Source organism: Alterotamlana spongicola (genome assembly GCF_035818475.1).
Classification (GTDB): Bacteria; Bacteroidota; Bacteroidia; order Flavobacteriales; family Flavobacteriaceae; genus Cognatitamlana.
Map to the genome: position 1 here is coordinate 1 of NZ_JAYMGV010000005.1, position 22,824 is coordinate 22,824.

The 22,824-nt window shown below is 34.9% G+C and carries 18 protein-coding genes; 6 read left to right on the forward strand and 12 right to left on the reverse strand.

The annotated features are described in order from the left end of the window. The 4 genes from VOI54_RS16705 to VOI54_RS16720 all read left to right on the forward strand — a co-directional run. On the forward strand, positions 1-3,926 hold a 3,926-nt coding region (locus VOI54_RS16705), incomplete at its 5' end, for a T9SS type B sorting domain-containing protein (protein WP_326284308.1). An 11-nt stretch (positions 3,927-3,937) separates the two neighbouring features. Then, positions 3,938-4,864, forward strand: coding sequence for a PorP/SprF family type IX secretion system membrane protein (locus tag VOI54_RS16710; RefSeq protein ID WP_326284310.1), 927 nt, complete (start codon positions 3,938-3,940; stop codon positions 4,862-4,864). 12 nt (positions 4,865-4,876) lie between these two features. Then, positions 4,877-6,796 (forward strand): OmpA family protein, encoded by a 1,920-nt coding sequence (locus tag VOI54_RS16715; RefSeq protein ID WP_326284312.1) that lies wholly within the window; start codon positions 4,877-4,879, stop codon positions 6,794-6,796. A gap of 74 nt (positions 6,797-6,870) precedes the next feature. Next, the gene (locus VOI54_RS16720; protein WP_326284313.1) at positions 6,871-8,793 is read left to right on the forward strand and encodes an OmpA family protein; all 1,923 of its coding nucleotides are present in this window, start codon (positions 6,871-6,873) and stop codon (positions 8,791-8,793) included. A gap of 429 nt (positions 8,794-9,222) precedes the next feature. Here the strand turns inward: VOI54_RS16720 and VOI54_RS16725 are convergent, their stop codons facing one another. Then, complete coding sequence (locus VOI54_RS16725) at positions 9,223-9,720, reverse strand: CAP domain-containing protein (RefSeq protein WP_326284315.1); 498 nt, start codon at positions 9,718-9,720, stop codon at positions 9,223-9,225. Between the two features lie 165 nt (positions 9,721-9,885). Beyond that, complete coding sequence (pdxH, locus tag VOI54_RS16730; protein WP_326284316.1) at positions 9,886-10,533, reverse strand: pyridoxamine 5'-phosphate oxidase; 648 nt, start codon at positions 10,531-10,533, stop codon at positions 9,886-9,888. 80 nt (positions 10,534-10,613) lie between these two features. Between pdxH and VOI54_RS16735 the strand changes: the two genes are divergently transcribed. Beyond that, positions 10,614-11,036, forward strand: coding sequence for a hypothetical protein (locus tag VOI54_RS16735; protein WP_326284318.1), 423 nt, complete (start codon positions 10,614-10,616; stop codon positions 11,034-11,036). On the opposite strand, the gene VOI54_RS16740 is transcribed toward VOI54_RS16735, so the two are convergent. From VOI54_RS16740 to rpsA, 8 genes are all read right to left on the reverse strand, one after another. Continuing rightward, positions 11,033-11,938, reverse strand: a complete 906-nt coding sequence (locus VOI54_RS16740; RefSeq protein ID WP_326284320.1) for a ribonuclease Z — start codon at positions 11,936-11,938, stop codon at positions 11,033-11,035. The genes VOI54_RS16735 and VOI54_RS16740 overlap by 4 nt on opposite strands. Before the next feature lie 56 nt (positions 11,939-11,994). Next, complete coding sequence (locus tag VOI54_RS16745) at positions 11,995-12,327, reverse strand: ribonuclease Z (protein WP_326284322.1); 333 nt, start codon at positions 12,325-12,327, stop codon at positions 11,995-11,997. 3 nt (positions 12,328-12,330) lie between these two features. Beyond that, positions 12,331-13,260, reverse strand: coding sequence for an aspartate carbamoyltransferase catalytic subunit (locus VOI54_RS16750; RefSeq protein ID WP_326284323.1), 930 nt, complete (start codon positions 13,258-13,260; stop codon positions 12,331-12,333). Between the two features lie 79 nt (positions 13,261-13,339). Next, complete coding sequence (gene pyrR / locus VOI54_RS16755; protein WP_326284324.1) at positions 13,340-13,879, reverse strand: bifunctional pyr operon transcriptional regulator/uracil phosphoribosyltransferase PyrR; 540 nt, start codon at positions 13,877-13,879, stop codon at positions 13,340-13,342. 134 nt (positions 13,880-14,013) lie between these two features. Then, positions 14,014-15,006, reverse strand: coding sequence for an alpha/beta hydrolase family protein (locus VOI54_RS16760; protein ID WP_326284326.1), 993 nt, complete (start codon positions 15,004-15,006; stop codon positions 14,014-14,016). 19 nt (positions 15,007-15,025) lie between these two features. Beyond that, positions 15,026-16,909 carry a lamin tail domain-containing protein gene (locus tag VOI54_RS16765; protein ID WP_326284327.1) on the reverse strand — a complete coding sequence of 628 codons (1,884 nt, stop codon included), beginning with the start codon at positions 16,907-16,909 and terminating at the stop codon, positions 15,026-15,028. A 3-nt stretch (positions 16,910-16,912) separates the two neighbouring features. Then, the gene (locus tag VOI54_RS16770; protein ID WP_326284329.1) at positions 16,913-18,139 is read right to left on the reverse strand and encodes a hypothetical protein; all 1,227 of its coding nucleotides are present in this window, start codon (positions 18,137-18,139) and stop codon (positions 16,913-16,915) included. Positions 18,140-18,265: 126 nt separating this feature from the next. Further along, positions 18,266-20,098, reverse strand: a complete 1,833-nt coding sequence (rpsA, locus tag VOI54_RS16775) for a 30S ribosomal protein S1 (protein ID WP_326284331.1) — start codon at positions 20,096-20,098, stop codon at positions 18,266-18,268. 339 nt (positions 20,099-20,437) lie between these two features. On the opposite strand from rpsA, the gene VOI54_RS16780 reads away from it, so the two are divergent. Then, positions 20,438-20,818: a LysM peptidoglycan-binding domain-containing protein gene (locus VOI54_RS16780; protein ID WP_326284332.1), complete on the forward strand. Its 381-nt coding sequence runs from the start codon at positions 20,438-20,440 to the stop codon at positions 20,816-20,818. A 175-nt stretch (positions 20,819-20,993) separates the two neighbouring features. Here the strand turns inward: VOI54_RS16780 and cmk are convergent, their stop codons facing one another. Continuing rightward, complete coding sequence (gene cmk / locus VOI54_RS16785; protein ID WP_326284334.1) at positions 20,994-21,689, reverse strand: (d)CMP kinase; 696 nt, start codon at positions 21,687-21,689, stop codon at positions 20,994-20,996. Between the two features lie 102 nt (positions 21,690-21,791). Next, complete coding sequence (porQ, locus tag VOI54_RS16790; protein ID WP_326284335.1) at positions 21,792-22,811, reverse strand: type IX secretion system protein PorQ; 1,020 nt, start codon at positions 22,809-22,811, stop codon at positions 21,792-21,794. Positions 22,812-22,824 lie beyond the last annotated feature (13 nt).

A 22,824-nucleotide genomic window follows, 5' to 3' on the forward strand; every position in this document is an offset into this window, starting at 1 on the left:
CAAGCTTATCAAATGATAGTGCTTCGGTTAGTATTCCTCAGTTATGTGACGGAGGAACGGCTACGGTAACCTGGACCATTACAGATCTTTGTGAAACAATTAATACTATTACTGCGGACTTTAATTTAACAGCACCTGCTGCTGTTACTTATAACAATCCTGCAGATGAAGATGTAGAGTCTTGTGATTTTGTTGATCAGGATGCGGTTGATACAGCCTTTACTAACTGGGTTAATGCACAGTCAACTGCCATTGCTCAAGCTGGTGGATGTACTCCAAGCTTATCAAATGATAGTGCTTCGGTTAGTATTCCTCAGTTATGTGACGGAGGAACGGCTACAGTTACCTGGACCATTACAGATCTTTGTGAAACAATTAATACTATTACTGCGGACTTTAATTTAACAGCACCTGCTGCTGTTACTTATAACAATCCTGCAGATGAAGATGTAGAGTCTTGTGATTTTGTTGATCAGGATGCGGTTGATACAGCCTTTACTAACTGGGTTAATGCACAGTCAACTGCCATTGCTCAGGCTGGTGGATGTACTCCAAGCTTATCGAATGATAGTGCTTCGGTTAGTATTCCTCAGTTATGTGACGGAGGAACGGCTACGGTAACCTGGACCATTACAGATCTTTGTGAAACAATTAATACTATTACTGCGGACTTTAATTTAACAGCACCTGCTGCCGTTACTTATAACAATCCTGCAGATAGTTCGACTGTAGCTGCTGATTTTGACGATCCGGATGCTACTATAGCGCAAGCTAATCTTGATGCGGATATTGCTGCTTGGGTGACTGCTCAAACTGAAGCTATTAATAATAGCATCACCGGAGGGTGTGCTCCTCAAGTAACTCATGATTTTGTTGACCAATCTATTACTTTTTGTAATTCTGGTAGTATAACAATTACTTGGACTGTTCAAGATTTATGTGGTACTACAACACCTACAGCAACATATAGCTTTACACAACCTGATGGAATAAACTTTAATGCACCTTCAGGAAAAGTGTCTAACTCTTGTGATTTTAATGATAATGATATTTCTATAGCGCAAGCTAATCTTGATGCGGATATTGCTACATGGGTGACTGCTCAAACTAATATCATCAACAATAGCCTTACTGGTGGATCTCCTTCTGTAAGTCATGATTTTACGAATCAGTCTATCGATTTATGTGCTGGTGGTAGTTTAACTATTACATGGACTATTGATGATATTTGTGAAACGATAAATGAGTCTGCAACATATACTTTAACGGCTCCAGCCGCGATTACTTATAACAATCCTGCGGATGAAGATGTAGAGTCTTGTGATTTTGTTGATCAGGATGCGGTTGATACAGCCTTTACTAACTGGGTTAATGCACAGTCAACTGCCATTGCTCAAGCTGGTGGATGTACTCCAAGCTTATCAAATGATAGTGCTTCGGTTAGTATTCCTCAGTTATGTGACGGAGGAACGGCTACAGTTACCTGGACCATTACAGATCTTTGTGAAACAATTAATACTATTACTGCGGACTTTAATTTAACAGCACCTGCTGCTGTTACTTATAACAATCCTGCAGATGAAGATGTAGAGTCTTGTGATTTTGATAACACGGATGCAACATTGGCTCAAACAGAGTTAAATACTGATATTGCTACATGGGTTACAACCCAAACAACAGCCATTAATAATAGTATTGCTGGAGGATGTTCGCCTGTGGTTACAAACGATTTTGTTGCTCAGTCTATTGATTTTTGTACAGGTGGTTCAATTACAATTACCTGGTCCATACAGAACTTATGTGAAACAATTAATTTAACGGCAACATATACATTTACTCAGCCAACTCCTGCTGTATTTGATCAAACTACATTACCAACAAATATAGATGTTGAATGTGACTCTGTTCCTGATGCTGAAATACTTACAGCTTCAAATACCTGCGGAAATATAAATGTTGTTTTCACAGAAGACAGAACAGATGGAAACTGTATAAATAGTTATTCACTTTTGCGTACTTGGACAGCTATTAATATTTGTGGAGTATCTACTGTACACACACAAACCATTACTGTTAGCGATAATACACCTCCAGTGCTTACATTACCTGCTAATGTAACTGCTGAATGTAGTGATGATTTATCACCGATAGCTTTTGGATCAGCAACAGCAACAGATAATTGTGACCCGAATCCTGTTATAACATTTGTAGATGTTAGAACAGATGGTGCTTGTTCTGGTACATATACCATAACACGTACATGGACTGCTACCGATGTTTGTGGAAACTCAGCTTCTGCAAATCAAATTATATCAACATCAGATACAACAGCCCCGGAATTTGTACAAACAACACTTCCAGCTGATGTTATTGTTGAATGTGATGCCATTCCTGCTGCTGAAATTTTAACAGCAACAGACAACTGTGGCTCTGCTACAGTTACTGTGGCAGATGTAAGAACAGATGGGAATTGCCCTAGCAATTATGTGATTACACGTACCTATACGGCAACAGATGAATGTGGTTTAACCAACACTCATGTTCAAACAATTACGGTACAAGATACAATAGCTCCGGAATTTGTAGAAACACTTCCACCGGCTAACCTAGTTGTTGAATGTGATGCTGTTCCGGTTGCAGAAACATTAACAGCAACAGACATTTGTGGTACAGCAACAGTGTCGGTAAGCGATGCCAGAACTGATGGGAATTGCCCTAATACTTATACCTTAACACGTACTTGGGTAGCTACAGACGAATGCGGTTTGACAACAAGTCACATTCAAATTATTACAGTTCAGGATACTAAGGCTCCGGAGTTTGTGGAAACATTACCTAGAGATATTACAGTTGAATGTGATGCAGTTCCAGATCCTTTAACCATAACTGCAACAGATAACTGCGGTGATGCCGTTGTAACAGTTAATGATGTAAGGACTGATGGCGATTGTCCATCAAGTTATATCATTGTAAGAACATATACTGCTACTGATGCTTGTAACTTAACAACCACTCATACACAAATCATAACGGTTCAAGATACAACAGCTCCAGTGCCAACAACTACTTTTGAGGAAACCATTGATGTTAGTTGTATAGATATCCCTGATGCTCCGGTATTAGATTTTACAGACAACTGCACAGCACAATCTAATATAATTGTAGTATACAACGAAACTAGTACCTATGATGAAAGTACTTTTGCAGATTATCAAATTACAAGAACATGGACCGTAAGGGACGAATGTGATAACGAAGAGGTTTATACTCAAACACTGAACGTTGCATTAGATGAAATATTTACTGAGATCAATGCTGAAGACAGATGTTATGATGAAGGAGTTATAGATTTAAACAGCTTCTTATCTGATGATGTTTCCGGAGGTTTCTGGGAGATAATTGAAGGGAATACAGTGGCAACTATAAATGGAAATATTTTTGATCCAACCCACTTAGATGAAGTCTTTGACGAAGATTTCAACCCGAGAACAGAAGGTATACAATACCTATTGAGATATACAGGCTTTGAAAGTGGTTGTATGAATGTTACAGAAGTCACCATGATTATAGATGCTAAATGTGTTGTTTTACCTTGTGGAGAGAACGATTTAACAATTTCAAAAGCCGTTACACCAAATGGTGATGGTTTCAATGAAACTTTTGATATTGCTGGAATTGATCTATGTGGCTTTGTTGCCGAGGTAAAAATATTTAACCGTTGGGGAGCATTAGTCTATGAGTCTAATAATTATACTCTAGGTAGTATAGAAACCTCAGGAGCTAAAGGAGATTGGGATGGTTCTTCTCCAAAATCATCTATTGGTAATGCTGGAAAATTACCTAATGGTACATACTATTATATTATAAATTTAAAAAACAGTGGATTAAGTCCGTTGACTGGTCCTGTTTACATCGGAACCAAATAAAACCTTAACCTATGAAACTTATAAAATATAACATAATCGCTATTGCGTTGTTTAGCTGTACGATTGGAGTTGCGCAACAATTACCGCAATTTACACAGTACATGTACAACACAGTCTCAATTAACCCAGCTTATGCAGGGAGCAGAGAAGCATTAAGTATTGTTGGATTACATAGAAGTCAATGGGTTGGTTTCAAAGGAGGGCCTATTACCCAAACACTTTCAATTCATACACCATTAAGAAATGACAGAATTGGTCTGGGGCTTTCCTTTATTGAAGATGATTTAGGGCCTCAAAACTTCACATACCTGTATGCAGATTTCTCATATGCTATTCCTACAGGAAAAGATGGGAAATTAGCCTTTGGTTTAAAAGGCGGATTCACTCAGTTTAGTTTTGATACAGATTTCCGTTTTGACCCAGGTAATATAGATGACCCTACAATTTATGGAACCGAAGACAGATGGACTCCCAATATAGGAGCCGGTGTATATTGGAGTACAAATAGGTTTTATGCGGGATTATCAGCTCCAAGAATTCTAAATAATGACTTAAATAATGAGGAGGATTATGAAGCCTTAGAACGTATAAGTTATTATTTTACCTTAGGAGGGGTATTTGATATAAATAAAACCATCAAGTTCAAACCGGCCGGTTTAATAAAAGCTACAAACGGAGCTCCAGTTTCGATTGATTTAACTGCCAATTTTTTGTTTAACGAAAAGTTTTGGTTAGGTGGGTCATATAGAATTAATGAGGAAGCTGCTGCTATTGGAGGTATTGTTGATTTTCAGGTATCAAAACAATTACGTATAGGCTATGCTTATGAAAAACCCATCTCAGATATAGCCAGATATACTACCGGAACTCATGAAATTTTATTGATGTATGAATTCAAATTCATAAGTTCAAAATTAAAATCTCCTAGATATTTCTAATACAAATGTTCTATGAATACTAAGAATTACATATTAGTTTGTATCACGTTAATGCTAACCTTTTCTGTATTTTCTCAACAGGGAAAACAAAAAAGAGCAGATACTTTATTCAATAAATTCTCTTTTGTAAAAGCAGCTAAAGTTTACAGAGAGCTAATTGAAAATAACTACAATAAAGATTATGCCATTAGAAAACTAGCGGATTGCTATGCGTTTTTAAGAGACCCCAGGAATGCATCAAGGTATTATAAAACTGTTGTAAAACAGGAAAACGTCCCGGTTGATTATTATTATAAATATGCACAATCATTACGTGGTGTTAAAAAATACAAAGAATCTCAAGTTTGGTTACAACGCTATAAAGATTCTGGCGGTGTGGTAAACGCTAATGATTTTTCTAAAGATGTCAATTTTATCACCAGCGTATTTGGAGCAAAACAACAGTATTTTCTGGATAGAGTTCGTATCAATTCGAAATATAGCGATTTTGGTGCATTTGAACATAACGGTAAAGTTTATTTTGCTTCGTCACGCGATGAAGGCGTTTCGGTAAAACGCTTATATGGCTGGAATGAGCAACCTTTTTTAGATGTTTATGTTGCAGATGTAGATTCTAAAAGAAATGTTGATCATACAGCAAAACTCCCGGGAGATGTTAATTCTATTTATCATGACGGTCCTGTTACTATAACTAAAGATGGTAACACTATGTATTTTTCAAGAAATAACTTCACAGAAGATATTGAAATAAAAGATAGAAAAGGCATGACCAATATGAAAATATACAGAGCCTCGTTGGTTGATGGTGCTTGGACCAATATTGAAGACTTACCTATAAATGGGGATAGTTTTTCAACACAACATGCAGCTCTGAATATTGACGACTCTAAATTATACTTTACATCAGATAGACCGGGAGGATACGGAGGATCTGATATTTATGTTGTAGATATTTCTCCCGACGGCATACTAGGAACACCCAAAAACATAGGAGGTGTTGTAAATACCGAAAGTGCTGAAGGTTTTCCATTTATCAATAATGAAGGTGTTTTATTCTTTTCTTCTGATGGACATACCGGACTAGGATTACTGGATGTTTTTGCAACCATAAAAGGAGATGATAATGAAAGCATAGAAGACGTTATTAATTTGGGAATTCCAGTTAATTCAAGTAGTGATGATTTTGCTTTTACCATGAATGCTAATGGTATCACAGGGTACTTTGCATCAAACAGAAAAGGTGGACGTGGTAGTGATGACATATATGCTTTTCACAGAGAGCCTGTTCTCCATGTGGAGGGTATGGTTACTGATGCCATTAACACCAATCCTATTCAGAATGCCAAAATAACGTTATTTGATGAAAATGATAAGCAAATTGCTTATATGGAAACCGATGAAAACGGATATTATCAAATCAATATAGACAGAAATAAGGACTACAAAATTGTGGCCAGTCAAGATAAATATATTGATGACTATCGCAATTTTACATCTAAAAATATTCAAACGGAACTTATAACAATAAATGCAAACTTGTTGTTAAACCCTGTTCCTAATGTTGTGAAGCTAGCCGAGTTAAATACCATCTATTTTGATTTTGATAAACACAATATCAGACCTGATGCAGCTTTAGAATTGGATAAAATTGTGGATTTAATGCAAAACGATTACCCGGAAATGGTTATTAGAATTGAATCCCATACAGATTCCAGAGGTAAGCTAAGCTATAATGACAAACTATCCATTGACAGAGCTAATGCCACCTATGAACATCTGGTTTCCAAGGGAATAGATTCTGCCAGAATTACAGAACATCAAGGCTTTGGTGAGCGAAGACTAACTAACGGCTGTGAAGACGGAATCAATTGTGAAGAGGCAGATCATCAATTAAATAGGCGTACACAATTTATTGTTGTAAAAATGGAATAATTAAAGTAAATAAATCTACAGTTGATTTTAATTTTCTTATAAAGGACAGGATTTTTTAATTAAATAAAGACCCCATGAAATTAAAAAACTACATAATAGCATGCTTTTCATTACTTATAAGTATTACTATTTATTCGCAAAATGGCAGGCAAAAAAGAGCTGATAACCTATTTAATAAATTTGCTTTTGTTAATGCGGCAGAGGCTTATCAAGAGCTTATAGATAAAGATTATAATACTGATTATGCCATAAGACAATTAGCAGATAGTTATGCCTATATGAGAAATCCTGATAGTGCAGTAGTTTATTACAAACAAGCTGTTCAACAAGGTAATGTACCAGTTGAATACTATTATAATTATGCACAAGCTTTACGTGGTATAAAAGATTATGCTGCATCCCGTAAATGGATGAAACGTTTTAAAGATGCCGGGGGGAAAATTGAGAATTCAAAAATTCAAAAAGATTCGGATTTTATAACCTCTATATTTAACGCCAAGCAACAATATTTTTTAAAGGATATTAAGTTCAACTCTAAGTATAGTGACTTTGGCGCTTACGAATATAATGGCAGTATTTACTTTGCTTCTTCAAGGGATGAAGGCGTTTCAACTAGGCACAGATACGGATGGAATGGGGAACCTTTCTTAGATATTTACGTCACAGATAAAAATACCAATGATAGTATTGTAGACCACAAGTCTAAATTAAAAGGAGATGTTAATTCCATTTACCATGAAGGTCCTATCTCAATTTCAAAAGATGGTAAAACCATGTACTTTTCCAGAACCGGGTTTATAAAGAATACCTTAAGCAGAAATAATGATGGCATATCAACTCTTAAAATCTACAAAGCATTGTTAATTGGTGATAAATGGACCAATATTGAAGAGCTCCCTTTTAACAGTAATGAATTTTCCAATGGTCACCCAGCCTTAAATGAAGATGGTAGTAAACTATATTTTTCTTCAGATATGCCGGGAGGTTTGGGAGGTACTGATATTTATTATGTGGATATTAAATCAGATGGTGCATATGGCAAACCTAAAAACTTAGGGGCTATTGTTAATACCAATAAAAATGAACGGTTTCCTTTTATAAATAGTGAGGGTGTATTGTTCTTTTCATCTGACGGACACCCCGGATTAGGCTTGTTGGATATTTTTGGAACGGTTTCTGACAAGAACAATAACCTTATTAGTGTTTTGAATCTTGGTGTTCCTATAAATTCCAGTAAAGATGATTTTTCATTCTTTATGAATGCTGATGGCTTATCCGGCTATTTTGCCTCTAATAGAGATGGTGGTGTTGGTAGTGATGACATCTATGGTTTTGATAGAATTCCACAGTTGAAAATTGAAGGTACAGTATATGATGGCACAGCTAATACACCAATACCCCATGCGATAGTTAGTATTATGGATCCAGCCGGTAAAGAAATTGCTCGTTTAAAAACTGACAAAGACGGGGTATATGATATAAATATTGATAGAGATACAGATTATCATATTAGTGTTAAAAAAGATGATTATATAGACAATTATAAGACTGTTACTTCAAAAGGGATAGAAAGAAGTATTACTTCTATTACTACTGATTTCTCAATGAATCCGGTTCCTCCTGTGGTTGAAGAGATAACTGATCTTGGACCTATCCATTTTGAATTCGACAGTTCTAATATTAGAAATGAAGATACAACCGAACTGGATAGAATTGTAGATTTAATGCAAAATACTTATCCGGATATGACCATTAAAATTGAATCTCACTCAGATTCCAGAGGACCTGCAGCATATAACAAAATATTATCCAATCAGAGAGCTACGGCTACTTATAACTACCTAATATCTAAAGGAGTAAATGCTGATAGGATTATTGAATACAAAGGCTACGGTGAAGAACAATTGGTTAATGGTTGTAATGGCACTATGAATTGTACAGAGGAACAACATCAACTTAACAGGCGTACTAATTTTGTAGTAATAAAAGTAAAATAAAAGCTTCTAATTAAGAAAACAGATATACTGAACCACTGAAAACATTGTTTTTAGTGGTTTTTTTATCTAATATAACACACACCATTAAAAATTATTTTTCATAAGCATAGAGCTCTAAAAAACACTGATCTCGTTGAATTATTGTAACTCTGAAGAAAGCATTAAGTAGATGTTAATTAAAAATTCACCCATATATAATAAAATGGTACCACAAATACTACATATAACCGCATTGATTTTAGCAATAGAGCGGGAAATAAGGTTTAGTATTTAATTAAAAATCCTCTCAAAATGAGAGGATTTTATACCTAAAGCTAAATTTAATAACAAAATAGTTATTAATAAATAACCTGTTAAATTTTAAAGCTATTAATCAGTAAAATCAAATAGGTTATATGATTATTGCTACATTAATAAAAAAGCGCAATATTATTTTTTTATGAAGATATTGGTAAAATACCATCTCCCGTCTTCATTTTTTTCTGCGGAAATATCAAAATTTGTAAAGTCCCCTTCCAAGTTGGCCTTATGGCTTTCACTTTTAATCCAGGCTTTTACAACCCCTTGTGCTGTACTATAGCCATATGCCACATTTTCAGATACTTTTTTAGCCCCGGCATTAGTCTTTAAGTAATTGCTACGCGTATAAAAATTGTCATGTGAAATCTGATCATTATCAACCATGTAATCGGTATGACTAAAAGCAACAGACTTTACAATGTTCATTCCTTTCAAGGCATTCAATCCATTAGATAATCTATGATCATTAATCAGATCAAGTATTTCAATTTCTATAGCTTTAGTTTGTGTTGATATCAAGCTTAATTCCAGAGCTTCAGCTTTATCATCTAAGCTATCAGTAGAACAGGAAGAAAACGTCAACATGGTAAACAATGCCAATACAGGCAGTCTCATTAACAACTTCATAAGTAGGTAAATTTAGATTTGGTTCTGTAAAATTAACAGCCTATTTTGAAGCAATTGTTAATGAAATGTTAAAATCGATTAAAAACATGTATTTTATCGATTTTTTATGTTTTTAATCGATGAATTACAATTTCAATATCAACAATAATGTATTTCAGCGATGTTTTAAGGAGATAATCGATCTATTTGCCAACTATAGTCATCTTGAAGTTGATAACGGATTCTATCATGAAGTCTATTAGGTCTACCCTGCCAAAACTCCATTTCAACAGGCTTTACAATATACCCTCCCCAATGCAATGGCCTGGGTATGTCTTTACCTTGATACACTATTTCCAGTGCAGTCAATTTATTTTCTAAAGCCTGCCTATCTTCTACTACTTCGCTCTGGCTAGAAACCAAGGCTCCTAATTGGCTTCCTCGTGGTCGGGATTCAAAATACCCATCACTTAAATTATCTGCAATTTTTTCTGCCTTGCCTTTGATGATGATTTGCCTTTCAGCTCCATGCCAAAAAAAAGATAAGCATACGTTCGGGTTAGCTTTAATAGCTTTTCCTTTTTCACTATTATAGTTGGTATAAAAGATGAAACCTTCATAGGTGTACTTTTTAAGAAGCACTACCCTATTCTTAGGGTAACCGTCTAAACCAATTGTAGAAATGGTCATGGCATTGGTCTCATCTTCTGAGAAATGCTTATCAACCTCATAAAACCATTTTTGAAATAATTCTATTGGATTTTCAGGTACCTCTTTTAAAAGAAGCTCACTTTTTTCGTATGACTTTCTATAATTGCTTAAGTCTTTTTCCATATAATACAAAATAACAAAATTTTATGCTTTAATACCTATAAATATGTCACTAAACATTGTAATTTTGCACCGCTTTATTCATGACTGATATGACATTTGAAAATTCAACATATAGTAAAACCTATAACTTTTATAAACTTGAAATGCCTTTTGGCAATTTTTTTTTCTGTGATAAGTTTATAATTTCTGAAATTAATGCGGAAGTACATTTTGATTGGAATAAAATTGAATTGGTACTAAAAGAAGCCATCAAATTTTATGGGTTGAATGCAAAATTAGGATATATATCCAACAGAGTTAACTCCTACTCTGTTGATCCACAAGATTGGGCAAAAATTGCTATACAAAGTAATATGATGGCGGGGAGCTCAATAGTATACTATAACTATATGATGTATTTAAATGCTACTTTAGAAAAACGTTTTTCAGTAGTTAAAATGCATCCTTGCTTATCTTTAGATGAAGCCATTGAGTGGATTAGTAACTTAGATGAGTTAAATTAAAATTTAAAAGTTTTACCATCTTCTGATAGCTGTACCTCTTCAAAAACCTCCTGAGCTTCTTTTTTAAAGAGTTTTAAATCATCATATCTCGTTGAATAATGTCCCAATAACAATTTACCTGCATTTGCTTTTTTTGCAATTTTAGCAGCTTCTTTTGCTGTAGAGTGCTTTGTCTTTGCTGCTAAATGTGCGTGCTTTTCCAAAAAGGTAGACTCATGATATAGTACATCAACATCCTTTATGATTGGTATTATATCCTCCTTATACATAGTATCACTACAAAATGCATAACTTTTTGGAGTCGATCCAGTTGTGGTTACAGTCTCATTCTTTATGATTTTACCTTCCTCATTTTCAACATCAAAGCCTTGTGTTAGTTTTCTATAGTAGGCCTTATCTATATTTGCTGCTTCAGCAGCATCAACATCTAACTTTCTAAGTCCTGGCTTTTCTTTAAATAAAAAACCATTGGTATAAACTCTGTGATTTAAAGGGATAGTACGTACTTCAACCTTATCATCTTCAAATATCAATTCTGATTTTTTAGAAGTCAGCTCATGAAAATATAGTTTATAGTTGGTCCAGGAATCTGCCAGTTTCATTTGAAGTGTCACCACTTCCTTAATACCTTTAGGCCCATAAATATGTAAATCTGTCTCTCTTGTAAGCAATCTAAACGTAGAAATTAAACCTACCAGGCCAAAAAAATGATCACCGTGTAAATGTGATATAAAGACATGTTTTATTCTATTAAACTTAACTTTATGCTTTCGTAACTGCACTTGGGTTCCTTCGCCACAATCAATTAAAAACATATGATTATTTATCTCCAGTACCTGAGATGTCGTATTATTTAAAGCTCTGGGGGTTGCACTATAACAGCCTAATATGGTTAATTTCATTATTGGAGTAAGTCCTATGTGGTTGATATTATTTAACTACAAACAAAATCATTGGTTTAGAAGCCTAAATCACGCTCCATATCTTCCATTTCAATAATATCATAAGCCTCTTGAAGTGTAGGAACAACAACAATATCATCTGAAATACTATTCAGATCAACTTTATCTGATACCAAAACAAAAGAATTTTTTGCTCTTCTATGCATGTTCGACAATTCTAAAAACTCATCAATGTCATTTTTACCATAAGCTTCTAAAGCACTTAAGGATACAATAATATTGTTATTTTTAAATTTAGGATATAAAGCTTGCATTTTTTTAACCAGCTCTATAACTGTAACCTTTTCTTGAGTAATTATGGATGTGTTACCATTTTGATCTAAAATCATAATCTACTGTTTTATTTTTGATGCTAGTAAATAAATAACGGCCATTCTTATAGCTACACCATTTTGAACCTGGTCCAGTATAATGGATTGTTTTGAATCTGCTACATCACTGGTAATCTCAACACCCCTGTTTATTGGGCCGGGATGCATAATGGTAATCTCTTTATCTAAGGAATCCAGCAAATCTTTATTAACACCAAACTGTTGTGTATACTCTCTGGTGGAGGGAAAATAACTAATACTCATACGTTCATTTTGCACTCGAAGCATGTTTGCTACATCACACCAATTCAATGCTTTACGTAAATTTGTTTCAACTTTTACTCCAAGCTCATTGATATACTTTGGAATTAATGTTTTTGGACCGCAAACCATCACTTGAGCCCCCTGGAGCTGTAAAGCAAAAATATTTGAAAGTGCTACTCTGCTATGCAAAATGTCTCCAACAATAACCACTTTTTTTCCATTAACATCTCCCAACTTTTCCCGTATTGAATAAGAATCCAACAAAGCTTGTGTTGGGTGTTCATGGGCCCCGTCTCCGGCATTTACAATACTGGCATTTACATGTTTTGATAAAAACACGCCTGCACCGGGATTTGGATGACGCATTACTACCATATCTACTTTCATAGATAGAATATTGTTTACCGTATCAATTAAGGTCTCTCCTTTTTTTACAGACGATTGCGCAGATGAAAAGTTAATAACGTCAGCAGATAAGCGCTTTTCTGCCAGTTCAAATGATAATTTTGTTCGGGTTGAATTTTCAAAAAATAGATTGGCTATGGTAATATCTCTAAGGGAAGGCACTTTTTTTATAGGTCTGTTAATCACTTCTTTAAAATGATCAGCAGTTTCAAAAATAAGTTGGATATCCTTTTTGCTAAGATATTTTATTCCTAATAAGTGATTGACACTTAATTCGCTCATTTATTTCAGTATTCAGTCGCAGTTAGCGGTTAAACTTTATATTAAATTTTACTCAGGCTTCACAGCTTCAAACTCTCCCCTATTTTTCAATTAGATAGACAGAATCTTCATCATCAAACTCTTTCCAGTTTACCTTTACTTTTTCATTATTTATAACATCAACCTGTCTTCCTCTATAATCCGGCTGAATTGGTAAATGCCTGCTAAAACGTCTATCTATTAAGGTTAATAGCTCTATTTCATTTGGTCTTCCAAAAGACTGAATTGCTGTTAGAGCTGCTCTAATACTTCTTCCTGTATATAGTACATCATCAACAAACACAATGTTCTTATCTTCAACCAGAAAGTCTATTTTAGTAGTATTTGCTTCTAAGGGCTTTCCGCTTCTTCTAAAATCATCTCTAAAAAAAGTGATATCTAAGTGTCCTAATTGAATGTTCTTAACACCATAATCTTCTCTCAAAATTTTAGCTAACCTATTTGCTAAAAAAACACCTCGTGGCTGTAAACCAATAAGTACTGTATTAGAAAAATTGTTGTGTTTTTCAATGAGTTGACAAGCCAATCGATGAAGAATGATGTTTACCTCTTTTTCGTTAAGTAAAACTTTTTGACTCATATACTATCCAAACGTATTTGGATTACAAAGGTAATGCAAAAATTTAGAAGTAAAAACCATTACTACCAATCTTTATCTCAACACACCTTTATCTAACCTGGTCATGCATTATGCCTACTCAATATAGATTTCTTCTATTCAAAAATAGAATTGATATATGTCCTAATCTCAGGAGATCTCATCATCCCGGTAAAATCATGAGCTATACCTTCAACCGTAATGAGTTCGTGGTTATTATCAGGTACCTTAAACTGCATATATTGATAAGCTTTAGTAGACTTATCTAAACTTGTAGACCCCAAATAATCAGCCTCACAACTTGGATCTGTTATATTAAAATCCCGTGTTCCAACACAGTATGTAAGGTTTCTATATGGAAATGTTTCATTGATATACTCTGCAGTAATATCCGGTCTGTATTCGTTTAATTCAATATTATTCAACCCATAATTCCAAGTATTGTAATCCGGGCATGTGCTTAAATCCGGTGGAATAATAAACGAATTGATCTCTTCATTCCACCGTTCAGGTCCAATATATAACAGGGATGCCGGATTCATAGGAAGATAATTTACATCTCTTGATATCAATTCCGGTAAATCCGTTAAGACAGCATACCTAAATACGGCTTGAGCTCCTGCCGAATGCCCGGTTAAAATAATATTTTCTATGGATGGGTATTTTGAGATGATTTGACTTATTAAAGCATCAAATACAGCATAAGAACTCACTTTTGGCACACCATTGTATGATTCTCTACCATCTTTCCAGTTATATTTACCCCAGCGGTAATTCCTGCTAATATTTTCTGTCCGAAACTGGGGAGCAACTACAATGGTATTTCCCAATTTATTTGCTAGTCTCACGCCATCTAATGCTATTTTATAATGCCGTTCTCCGTCCAGTGCGCCTCCATGTGAAACAAACAGTAAATTCTTATAATGTGTTAAACCTTCCGGGTTATCAAGATTTGCATTACAGAAAACGTTAAATCCAAGTTCACTTTCGGGGTAAACAGTTATACGCTGATAAACCGATGGATCGTTTTCTAACGAGTCACTACAGCTTAAGGCACATAATACAAGTGATAGTGCAAATATAAATTGATATTGAACTGTGTTTTTCATTATTCCCGGCAATTAAGTTCTAGGGCAAAGTATAACTTCCTAAATTATCATAATAACTCTTTTCTCTTACAATCCATTCTGAATTTAAAGCATCTGTTCCTGCTGACATATCCCAATCTGTATTGGGATCTTTAGTAGCCCACTTCCTAAGTAAAACATGATCTCTTGAACCCTCCCTGACATCAGCAACATCCCAAGCGTCTCCGGGATCATTTGCAGCATCATATGGTTCTCCGTATTGATCAATAACAACAAAGCTTCCACTTACATTTTTAACCAAACCAATGGCATCATCCCCATTAGCTGTTAAAGCTTCCCATGTAAAATCAGATGCAACGATTATGCCTGGATCTGTGTTTTCTCTAACTATTATAATCACTTCTCCATGATTTAGGTTACCTGAAAAAGTTAACTGAGAGGATTCATCCCATACCCCTGAATTACCATTAGAGGCATATTGTAGGCCGTAATTTGAGAGATCTACGGCCACTCCTGTACCGTTATAAACTTCTACATAAGTATTCCTAAAACCGCCTTCTTCTGATACACTGGTTACACGGACTTCTGAAATAATCAAATCTGTGGTTTCTGGCGGACCGTCTCCACCGGGGTCTTCCGGTATAAAATCATCATCATCTGTTGTGAATATGCCTAAATTATCAAAATAGCTATTTTCTTTTACAATCCATTCTGAGTTTAGAACTGTTGTTCCTGCTCCAATAAGCCAATTGGTGTTAGGGTTTTCTACGCCTCTTTTTCTCAGTAGCACAAAATCTTTTGAAGCATCAGTAATTCCGGCAATATCCCAGGCTCCACCCGGATCATTGGTGTCATAGGGCTCACCATATTGGTCAATAACAACAAAATCTCCTGCGATATTCTTTACAAGCCCAATGGCATCATCTCCATTAGCTTTTAAATCAGACCAAATATAATCGGGAGAAACAATAATGTCCGGGTCTGTACCTTCTCTTGCAATAACAATCACCTCACCATGATCTAAAATACCATCAAATGTTAACTGCGAAGCTTCATCCCAAACACCTCCATTCCCGTTAGAAGCATATTGAACACCATAAGCAGAAAGGTCTACAGCTTCTCCTGTACCGTTATAAATCTCAACATATGTATTTCTAAAATCACCGTCTTCTGCTCTACTGGTAACTCTAACCTCAGAAATAATAAGATCATTGGTTATTGGTGGAATAGACTCTATATCCTCTGGTGCAAACGGTACTTCATCCCTGGTATAGGTTCCTAAATTTGAATAGTCATCAAAATCCTTAACAATCCATTCAGAATTTATATCTGTTGTTCCTGCACCCATAGGCCAGTTTGTATTTGGCGAATCAACCAATCGCTTTCTTAGCACCACATAATCTTTAGAAGCATTGGTGATTCCGGCTATATCCCAGGCCCCTCCAGCTGGTGGATTGATATAAGGTTCACCAAATTGATCAATAACCCTAAATGTACCACTTATGTTTTTAACAAGACCTATTGCATCATCCCCATTAGCTTTTAAATCTTCCCATACATAATCCGGATTAAAAATGATATCCGGATCAGTTCCTTCTCGGGCAATGATTATTACTGCTCCCGGTTCTAATTCACCTGAAAAAGTAATTTGAGTGGATTCCCGCCATTCCCCATTATTTCCATTGGAGGCGTACTGCAAACCATAATTAGACAAGTCAACGGTGTTTGGTGTGCCGTTGTAAACTTCCACATACGTGTTTCTATAATCACCATCTTCAGACCTACTTGTTATTCTTACTTCTGAAATGATTAGATCATTGGTCTCTGGTGGCACTCCAATGTCTTCGCCTGGACCTACTAACTTAGTTTCACAACTCCAGAACAGGGTTATAATTAACAACAAGACTATATGTAACACTTTCATCTTCTAGAAATTTAATTGGGTCATTAATATCAATTGATAACCATCAATGGTTTCATTTTCTACCAGATCTTTTCTATTAAAGTACGCTCCTTCAAATTGTATCTTAAACTGCTTGTTCTTACTAAATCTAGAAACAGCCAGAGAACTTTTATGCTGTTCTTGTAAAATTGAAGTAGCTTCTTTAAACTCTGGCTGAACGAATGTTGAACGTATATCAACGGATATATTATTCTTAAAAAAATACCCAAGTTGTAAGTTTATAGCTTCTCCCAAAGCATAATAATTGAAAATATTCTCAGGGCTAATGAGTTCCCTATCTTCATTAGTTAATTGAACATTAGCATGCGCTCGGGTTGATGCATATTCTGTCAGAAAAGATAGCCCTCTCCATTTAAACAATACGTCCAGATAAAGCTGATCCAGATTAGCATTTTTTAAACTCCTGTTTAAGTCATAAAAAGTAATATCTCCAATTTGTTCACCAACAGCATCAGAGGCTTGAAAATTTCTACTTACACTGGCTCCAATAGCTAACTTAGGTGTGCTTTCCCTATGTATATCATGAATGGTTCTATGCTCTTTTTCAGAGAACTTACCAAAGGGAAATACATTAATGCGGGCAGCGTATTTTAATCCGCCAAATAGCGTATCATTAGTCCGTTCAAAATTATTACGCCCGTTACCCGACGTAACGGATAGCACAGGTTGAATATACCATTGATTGATTGAGAATTCGGGTTCAATAAAGACTCCAAACTCACGTCCGGATCGGGAAAAAGCACTGCTCAATAAACTTCTGTTAAGATAAGTGATATTCCTTTCATCCAGATTCATTTCCAGGTTATTCACTTTATTATGCTTTTGTCCGGCATAAATATTGAATTTACCAAAATGAACTCCAAAATAAGCATCCAATAGAATGGAATCATTTACAAAATCAAGATTTACATGGATGCTTAATTTCTCTTTTAATGAACGTCCAGAGAAATTCAATCGTGCCCTTTTTAAAGACATTCTATTAAATGCCCGTTCTTCTATTTCTTTCGTTGTAGAAGCATAAGGTTGGATGAACCCATTAAACCTTAATTCGGTATCGTTTAAATCAATCTTTAAACCGTCTTGTGCAGAATACGACAGATTTGAATTGCTTGAAATAGAATCTGTTACAGATTGTGCTGTAATTACATTACACCCAAACAGCAATATCATAATTATACTGATTCGAGACATAAATACTATTTAATAAAGATTAGATCATATCAAAGATACAGGAATTTTGATATACCAATCAACCATCCAGAAATAAAAAGCCTCCCCAAAAAGGGAGGCTTCAATGTTATAAATTGTAGGGAAATATTATTTTTTTCCGTCCATTTTATCTTTAAGAGCTTGTAAAGCATCATTAGCGTCACCTAATGTAGGTTTGGCCTCAGCAGCTGCATTAGCCGCTTTTTTAACTGCTGCTTTTACATTTGCAGCTTCTTCTGCTTTAAACACAGCAGTATGAGATGCAACTACACGTTTAAACTCTTTGCTGAATTCAATAATTTTGAATTCAGCAGATTCTCCTTTTTTAAGTTTACTTCCATCTTCTTTTTCAAGATGACGAGATGGTACAAATGCAACGATATCTTCGTTGAATTCAATAGTAGCACCTTTATCAACTATTTCAGCAATCTCAGCAGTATGAGATGTTCCCAAAGCAAACTCAGTTTCATACTTGTCCCAAGGATTATCTGTTGTTTGTTTATGACCTAAGCTTAATTTGCGTCCTTCAACATCAAGTTCAAGTACTACAACATCTAACTTGTCACCAACTGCACAGAATTCACTTGGATGCTTAATTTTCTTAGTCCAAGATAAATCTGAAATATAGATTAATCCATCAATACCTTCTTCTAGCTCAACAAACACACCAAAATTAGTAAAGTTACGTACCTCTCCGCTATGTTTAGAACCTACAGGGTATTTACCTGTAATATCTGTCCATGGGTCTGGAGTCAATTGTTTAATACCAAGAGACATTTTTCTGTCTTCTCTATCTAAAGTTAAGATTACTGCCTCAACTTCATCTCCAACAGACACAAAATCTTGAGCAGAACGTAAATGTGTAGACCATGACATTTCAGATACGTGAATTAATCCTTCAACACCATCAGCTACTTCAATAAATGCACCATAATCTGCAATTACAACTACTTTTCCTTTAACTTTATCTCCAACCTTAACCTCTTCAGCAAGAGCTTCCCAAGGATGTTTAGATAATTGTTTAAGACCTAATTGAATTCTTGATTTATTTTCATCAAAATCAAGGATTACAACATTAAGTTTTTGATCTAGCTCAACAATCTCATTTGGATGATTAATTCTAGACCACGATAAATCTGTAATATGTACTAATCCGTCAACACCTCCAAGATCAATAAACACACCATAAGATGTAATGTTTTTAACAACACCTTCTAATACCTGACCTTTTTCTAATTGACCAATGATTTCTTTCTTTTGTTCTTCAATATCAGCTTCAATAAGCGCTTTATGAGAAACTACTACGTTTTTAAATTCGTGGTTGATCTTAACAACTTTGAATTCCATAGTTTTATTAACATACTGATCGTAATCTCTAATTGGCTTCACATCAATTTGAGAACCTGGTAAGAATGCTTCAATTCCAAAAACATCTACAATCATACCACCTTTAGTTCTGCACTTAACAAAACCATTAACAATCTCTCCTGATTCATGTGCCGCATTAACACGGTCCCATGCTTTGATTACACGTGCTTTTCTATGAGATAACACTAACTGCCCTGTAGCGTCTTCACGCACATCAATTAATACCTCTACTTTGTCTCCAACTGCTAAGTTAGGATTGTAACGAAATTCGTTTAAAGAAATTACACCTTCAGATTTTGCATTGATATCAATGATAGCATCGCGATCAGTAATATGAATTACTTTACCTTCAACAACCTCATCATCTAAAGTGTCAACAAAATTTTCTGCTACTAATTTTTCAAATTCTTTTAATTGTTTGTCATCAACCTCATCAATACCTTCCTGATAATTGTGCCAGTTGAACTCTTTTAAGAATTTTTCAGGGTTAGCTTGAGCTTCAGATACAACCGGAGCTTCAGCGGTTTTTGCTTCAGTTGCTTCAACCTCAGCTTGTTTTGCTTTTTCAGCCATTTAATATAATTAAACAATACTTTACTAGATTTTCGTTATTTCGAAAGCGTAATGCATTGTGTTTTGTATTCTGTATGCTTCGGAAGATTTAAGCGCTTAACACACAGAAGTGTTATTTAATATTTTAGTTCATTCCTTTTATCATTTCCGATGATTCGCTAAAAGGAGCGCAAAAATACATAATATTCTTATAAATACCTAAAAATGAGAAAATAAATAAGATTGTGACTTTCTGTAAACTCATGTGTCAAAAAAAGGAATAAAAACTTAACATCTATTAATATTTTGAAATAAGAATTTTATTATCTTGAAAACAGAAATTATAAACACTTAACACATATGACAATGAAAGCAAAATATCAACCGGTTTTAGACCTTGGAGAATCATTAAACATCCAAAACGGCGATGTAAAAGAGGAAGATGGCAAACTAAAAGTTTGGGGAACAGCCAATACGCAATATGAAAAAAACTTAATATGGGATAAAATAAAGGAAATAGGTGGAGAAAATCCTGATGATATTATGGCCGATATACAAGTTGCTGATGAAAGTGTATTCCACAGGCACGTTGTTAAAAGCGGTGAAACTTTAGGGAAAATAGCGAAACATTATTATGGAAATGCCTCAAAATATCAAGACATATTTAAAGCTAATTCTGATATATTAAAAAACCCAGATTTAATTTATCCTGATCAGGAATTAATCATTCCTAATTTATAAAGGAAACTAAAATTTATAGCGATTAAATAAAAAGGTCTAAATTCATTTTGTCATTCAGAGTAAAGCGAAGAATCTTATTGTTTTTAAAATTAGAATATTATAACTTTATGAGATTCTTCATTTTCATTCAGAATGACACTTTTTAGGCCTTTTTGTTGTTTAGTGCAAGCCAAATTTATTCACAATCTTCAATGGTCATTTTTACCAATTGCAAAACTTTATTGAACTGCTCATCTAAAGACAACTTAGAATTGTCAATTTCAATGGCATCTTCGGCCTTAATTAATGGGGAATCTTTTCTATGTGTATCCAAATAATCTCGTTCCAAAACATTTTTTAAAACATCGTTATAAACTACCTGATCTCCTCTTTCTATTAATTCGTTATAACGTCGCTCTGCTCTGGTTTCTGCTGATGCAGTCATAAATAATTTGAGTTCAGCTTTTGGAAAAACTACAGTTCCTATATCCCTGCCATCCATCACTACACCTCTGGCTTCCCCCATTTGTTGTTGTTGCTCAACCAGCTTTTGCCTCACTTCTGAAACAGCAGCGACCTGGCTTACAAAACCTGATACTTCAAGTGTTCTTATCTGCTTTTCAATATTCTCGTTATTAAGATAGACTTCAGCAAATCCCAAACCATCGTTAAACTCAAAGCTAATATTGATTTTATTTAACTGATAAATAAGAGCTTCTTTATTAAAATCAGTCTCACTTATCAACCCATTTTGCATAGCGTAATATGTTACTGCTCTATACATAGCACCAGTATCAACATACACATAACCAAGCTGTTTGGCTAATTGTTTGGCTACCGTACTTTTCCCGGTAGAAGAGTAGCCATCTATAGCAATAGTGATTTTTGACATGTTTAAATTTAAAGCGTCTAAAGTAGTTAAAATGCTTAACGTGTAAAACTATAATTAATTAAATTGATAAAGTATGAAATTAAGCTCCTGATACTATCCTATTTATTGCAAATCTATTTGAAGTCCAAAGAAATTGGAATTTGCAGCACTGGTATATTTTGCATGGGTATAACTAAACCGCATTTTATTCATTTTAATGGATATGCCAGCTGAAAGTCCCGAGAAATTGCGTTGATCTACTATTCTTAGATCTTCACCTCTTCTAAAATTATAGCCTAAACGAATATTAAAACCTCCTTCAGGAAACAATTCTGCTCCAACAATGGTATGCCTGATAACCTGACCCAAAAAACCTATTTTTTCTGAGGATTGATTTCCTGACAAATCACTTACTGAGCGTGCAGGATTTGGCCTGGCAATTGGCCATTGTTGTAAATTTTCAAGCGTGACATGCCATCTGATAGGTACATTTTCCAAACGTTGAGACATCCCAAAAGCGACTTCAAAAGGCAAGCGTTCATTTACATCAGCATAAGTGGTTATTTGTGTTCCTAAATTCCGGATCACCAAAGCCGCATTAAAATCTATGTCCTTATTTATATAAAGTAAACCTGCATCAACTGCTACCCCAAGTGAACTGTATTGTTCCAGCCTTGAAGAAATGAACTTTGCGTTTGTACCAAAATAAAAGTCTGAATAATCAATTTGAAACGCGTAACCAAAAGACAGCGCTACCTCATTTCCTGTAAAAGTACCGGTAGCATTACCGTCTTCATCATACCCATCAAAAGCCCCATAGTTTATATAGGTTACACCCCCATGAAACGTTTGGGTTCTTCGGTCTATCGTATAGGCATAGGCCGCTGTACCATAGCTTATCCCTCCCAAATAGCTTGTGTAATTAACAGCCAGTTGATTATCCATTTCAACATTTATAGTCGCAGGATTGAATAACGCCTGGGTTACATCATAATCTACATTGGTAAACACTTTACCTCCTAAGGCTGCCTGACGTGGGGAAGATATTAAGTTTAAAAACTGATAAGTAGTCTCCCCTCCAACTTGAGCAGTTGCAAAAGCGCTTATAAGCAGACAAAGCAATGAGACTATTTTTTTTTGCATATTTACCGATACA

What these genes read in the sequence shown, in the direction of transcription:
- VOI54_RS16710 (WP_326284310.1), top strand. Translation starts at nt 3,938, where the DNA reads ATGAAACTTATAAAATATAACATAATCGCTATTGCGTTGTTTAGCTGT.
- VOI54_RS16715 (WP_326284312.1), top strand. Translation starts at nt 4,877, where the DNA reads ATGAATACTAAGAATTACATATTAGTTTGTATCACGTTAATGCTAACC.
- VOI54_RS16720 (WP_326284313.1), top strand. Translation starts at nt 6,871, where the DNA reads ATGAAATTAAAAAACTACATAATAGCATGCTTTTCATTACTTATAAGT.
- VOI54_RS16725 (WP_326284315.1), bottom strand. Translation starts at nt 9,720, where the DNA reads ATGAAGTTGTTAATGAGACTGCCTGTATTGGCATTGTTTACCATGTTG.
- pdxH (WP_326284316.1), bottom strand. Translation starts at nt 10,533, where the DNA reads ATGGAAAAAGACTTAAGCAATTATAGAAAGTCATACGAAAAAAGTGAG.
- VOI54_RS16735 (WP_326284318.1), top strand. Translation starts at nt 10,614, where the DNA reads ATGACTGATATGACATTTGAAAATTCAACATATAGTAAAACCTATAAC.
- VOI54_RS16740 (WP_326284320.1), bottom strand. Translation starts at nt 11,938, where the DNA reads ATGAAATTAACCATATTAGGCTGTTATAGTGCAACCCCCAGAGCTTTA.
- VOI54_RS16745 (WP_326284322.1), bottom strand. Translation starts at nt 12,327, where the DNA reads ATGATTTTAGATCAAAATGGTAACACATCCATAATTACTCAAGAAAAG.
- VOI54_RS16750 (WP_326284323.1), bottom strand. Translation starts at nt 13,260, where the DNA reads ATGAGCGAATTAAGTGTCAATCACTTATTAGGAATAAAATATCTTAGC.
- pyrR (WP_326284324.1), bottom strand. Translation starts at nt 13,879, where the DNA reads ATGAGTCAAAAAGTTTTACTTAACGAAAAAGAGGTAAACATCATTCTT.
- VOI54_RS16760 (WP_326284326.1), bottom strand. Translation starts at nt 15,006, where the DNA reads ATGAAAAACACAGTTCAATATCAATTTATATTTGCACTATCACTTGTA.
- VOI54_RS16765 (WP_326284327.1), bottom strand. Translation starts at nt 16,909, where the DNA reads ATGAAAGTGTTACATATAGTCTTGTTGTTAATTATAACCCTGTTCTGG.
- VOI54_RS16770 (WP_326284329.1), bottom strand. Translation starts at nt 18,139, where the DNA reads ATGTCTCGAATCAGTATAATTATGATATTGCTGTTTGGGTGTAATGTA.
- rpsA (WP_326284331.1), bottom strand. Translation starts at nt 20,098, where the DNA reads ATGGCTGAAAAAGCAAAACAAGCTGAGGTTGAAGCAACTGAAGCAAAA.
- VOI54_RS16780 (WP_326284332.1), top strand. Translation starts at nt 20,438, where the DNA reads ATGACAATGAAAGCAAAATATCAACCGGTTTTAGACCTTGGAGAATCA.
- cmk (WP_326284334.1), bottom strand. Translation starts at nt 21,689, where the DNA reads ATGTCAAAAATCACTATTGCTATAGATGGCTACTCTTCTACCGGGAAA.
- porQ (WP_326284335.1), bottom strand. Translation starts at nt 22,811, where the DNA reads ATGCAAAAAAAAATAGTCTCATTGCTTTGTCTGCTTATAAGCGCTTTT.